General features: G+C 54.0%; 1 pseudogene. It reads right to left on the bottom strand.

Annotated elements, in window-relative coordinates:
- Positions 1-4,037 (bottom strand): annotated as a pseudogene (locus tag AC4FIC_RS13970) (hypothetical protein); the annotation flags it as partial.

Genomic DNA, 4,037 nt, shown 5'->3' with positions numbered 1-4,037 from the left:
CCGGGGAAGTTGGCAGTCGATCGGGGTGACACAATGCCATCCACTGTAAAAGTTGATCCATCGAGCACAAATTCAGTTTCGGCCACGCCATCGCCGATAATATCCACTGGTAAGCCCGAACCGCTGTAGCTGCTGGATCCTTTGGTAAGGAAGCTGTTACTGAATAGAGTGGCCCATGTCCGTCCATAGCTAAGCTCGACATCAGAATCGACTACCAGGGATGAATAAGAGGAACCTGAATTATAGGACGACACAATGGAACCCATGATGGAGCTATTTGAATAATTATACGCAGAGGAAATTACCGAATCACTGATAATCCCGGAGCTATAAAGGGTGTTACTTGTTGCTAAGCGACTCGTTATGATTTGACCACTGCTTTGATTGCGGAGGCTGCCGGCCCCACGAACCATTGAGTGCTGAACCAAACCGTAGTTATAGACGGTAGCATCCGCAAACAGACTGCTGTTCTCAATCGTCGCGCCGTCGTCAATACTCGACGAATCGGTCAACCAAATATCGCTTCGGTCGAGAGTGGTTTGCGCATAAACATAAAAGTTCACTGGCAACTTAATATTCAAATAGCTTGCTGCCACGCCAGTAAAACTTATCCTGCCAGTGCCGGCCCCAGAGGAGCGAATAAAGATGGGTGCTGCGGCGGTGCCGGCTAGGGTACTGTTGTTAATTTCAACGTCAGCATCCCGGTCCATCATCAGCACAATACCCGGGTCAATGCTGATATTCGACAGGCTCGTAGCCAACAGGACCACATTGCCAGCGCTATTATTATAGCTGGCATCGATATGGATATTGCTATGGGAGCCCACCAGTGGATGACTGAGTCGATCGAGCGGGTCGTATAGCGTGCTAATTTCCAGATTATCGTTTACGCCATCGCCATCGGTATCGGCCAGATAAGGGCTGGTACCATAGGTTGGCTCGTCGGCGTCGGCAATGCCGTCGTTATCATCATCCAGGTCTAGGCTATCGACAACACCGTCCATGTCGTTGTCTTGTGACGTGGTCGGGTAGCTGTTCGCATCCAGCGGATCGAAGACCGAGCCATAGGCCGGATCAGACTCCCAATCTTCCTGCAGATCGGAATAGCCGTCGCCGTCATTGTCGTGATCGGCAATATCGGGCGTACCATCGCCATCAAAGTCGGCGTTGTCTATATCGGCAGACGAGATCACCGGGTACAGATGAGTGCCCTTACTAATATTAGAGATATAACCCGTTCGCTCGCCAATATTGGCAATGTCGGTAGTGCCCCAATAGTTGCTGTCGATATCCAGCAAGACAGCCGATACGCTGCTGTCCATATCGAGCGTACTGCGGGATAAGCGCAGCCAGCTGTTGCTGCCGGTGATATCGATACGGCTGTTGGTCAGATCCAATGCCTCGGCAACTAAGGTGGTGTTGGAGTATATATCACTATTGATCACGACCAATGTCTCGGCGACCGCGTAGTAGGAATACATATAGGCATTGGTTAGGGTGCTGGCGCGAATCGAAGTATCGACCCTAAAACCTATATCATTTATGGTGCTGTCGGTTACCGTTGAGGCGCGAAAAACCTGATAACTGTCACAGCTACCCAGCGTTGATTTCGTCAATTGGCTCGAGTCGATAGCGCCTAAATAGCTATTGCCAGAGCAACCGTCAAACGTAACTTGACTGTTTGACAGCGACTGAACGCTAAAATTACTTGAATACTCCCCCCTTAGGGAAAGCTGCACACGATCTAAAGTAATGGAAGGTGTGCCTGACTTCACCACCAAAGACGTGTCGCTCTTATATATCTTTAATCTCGACACATCGGCGTAACGCAATTGGCTCTGTTGGCTGTTGGCCAGGTCAAAAACCAGGGAAGATTCGTTATCTGAACCCGTCCAGGTTGGGTCGCTTTCAATAGACACCCGGTCGGTCTCACTGCCATGGGCCAGGATCCGACCCTTGAGGTAAATATGCTTGTCCGCACCATTAAACTGCACCTGGGTACCGGCCATCAGATTGAGGCTGGCGTTCTCCTTAATCAACATATTATCGATTATCAGATAGGGTGAGCGCGATTTGAGCCACAGGGTGTGAACCGCCAGCACGCCGCCATCCACTTCGGTCGGCCCGGCCTTGGCCAGAGTCGGTGTCAAGGTGACCATAGCCGATCTATCGCTTTCAACCGCGCTCTGGTTCAACCAGGTGACTCGGTAATAGTAAGTGGTATCGTTCAGGGCGCTGTTATCAACATAGTAGTTTTGACTCGCGGCCACATCGGCCACTGCCGTGAAGTGGTTTGCGTCGAGCGAGCGATACACCCGGTAAGCCGTTGCATTGGCCTGTTCACTCCAGACCAGCCCGGTTTCACTGTAACCGGCCTCGCCACTCAGGCTCGCCACTGGCGCAAAGGCCAGTTGGCTGCTGTCTTGTTCGGCCACGATGGTTGTCACACTGTCATCGATCCGAACTTCATAATAAACGGTCTGCCCGGCCGCGACCGCCAAAGCGATCTGATGTTCGGTGCTCTCGGTTGCAGAGACCACGACACTGTTGGTCAGGCTGCCCGGTGCATAGCCCCACCAAATAACAGCGGTTGTCGCTTCGCTGGTGCTGAAGCTGACCACCAGTTGCGCATCGACGGTTTGGGTGAGCAGCCCGAATAGGGTCGGTTGGGTGCTCAGGTTCAACAGGCTTGTCGCAACCAAGGTCCCGCTGTTGCCGGCCCGATCGATAAAATCGGCACTGCTGGATAGATTGGCAAAGTCATCGAAAGTGGTGATATCTGTGGCCGCGCTGTAGAGCCCGTCGTTTGCGGCGCTGTCGGCACCGGTGCCGTCATCCACTAAGACCAGCGCCGAAATCAGACCGGGCGCATTGTAACTTGCCGTACCGCCGGCTTCACCGGCATCGAGCGTTACCGTTAAGCGGTCGCCGCGGGTCGCAACGGACGACAGCGTCAAGGACTGCAGGGAGACCGTGCTGTCCAACTCAATGCTGTCATTCGCCGCGGTCAAGGCGGTACCGTCCTCATCGAAGAATGCCACCGTCACCGTTTTCACACCGTCGCCGGCGCTGAGGGTCAGCGCATAGCTGTTGGCCATGGCCACCGCAGCACTGCTAACGCCGTTTTCAGATACCGCCATGGTCACGGCTTGGGCATTGGCCAATGACAAAACAACTGCTCGGGTATTGGTATAGAGCGCGTCGTCATCAATATAAACGAAGCTGTTTTTCAACCGCACCAGACCGAGGTCATAGTCCGTCTGGCCAGGCTTTACCTTGACGCTAAAGACGCGCGTCTCCCAGCTGCCTCCGGCATAGCCAAGCGATACGCTGTAGGTCGCCAGTGGCAGGTGCGCAAAGTCAAATACGCCGCTGGCATCGGCCGTTAGGCTGTAGCTGCCATTAATGGATGTGGCGCTCAGGGTTGCGAGGGTCACATCGAGCGCGTCGTCTACCGTTAGCACACCCAATATGCGCCCGGTCTGCTGCTCCAAGGTTACCGCTCCGGCGTCGGCCACGCTGTTGGCCAGCACCGTATAGGTTCGTACCTTGGTCACGTCGGCAAAATGCTCTTTAGCAAACAGCAGCCCGGTATAGCTGCGCGCCGGTGCTTTAATTTCCCAATATCCGTCGGCATCGGTGGTGGTACTCAAACCGGTGCTGTTAATGCTCACGGTGACACCCGAAGAGTCGGTATAACCGCCCAGCTGGACGGTGCCGCTTAAGATCCCCAGCCGAGTGTCCGGGTCTGTGGTTTGAAAGCGCGTCGGCTCGTTCATATCCCACCAAACGCCGACTGTGGTTGGGTCCCATAGGCCAACCACGCTCTGCCACGCTTGGGGTGCAGACAAGCCAAACACGGGAGTATTACGTGGGTTAGTAATGCCGTCTACCTTGATCGTATAGGAGTCTACTTCGAACTCGGTTGTTGCCACATCATCACCCAGTTCGTCGACCGGATCACCCAGTCCGAAGTAGTGATCCGTTGAATCGGAGGGCAGGCCTATGTAGCTGCCATCGAAGAAGTAATTGTAGGA

The organism is Reinekea sp. (genome assembly GCF_982785585.1).
Note: the sequence above shows the minus strand (reverse complement) of the source record. Positions and strands in the feature narration are given on the sequence as shown.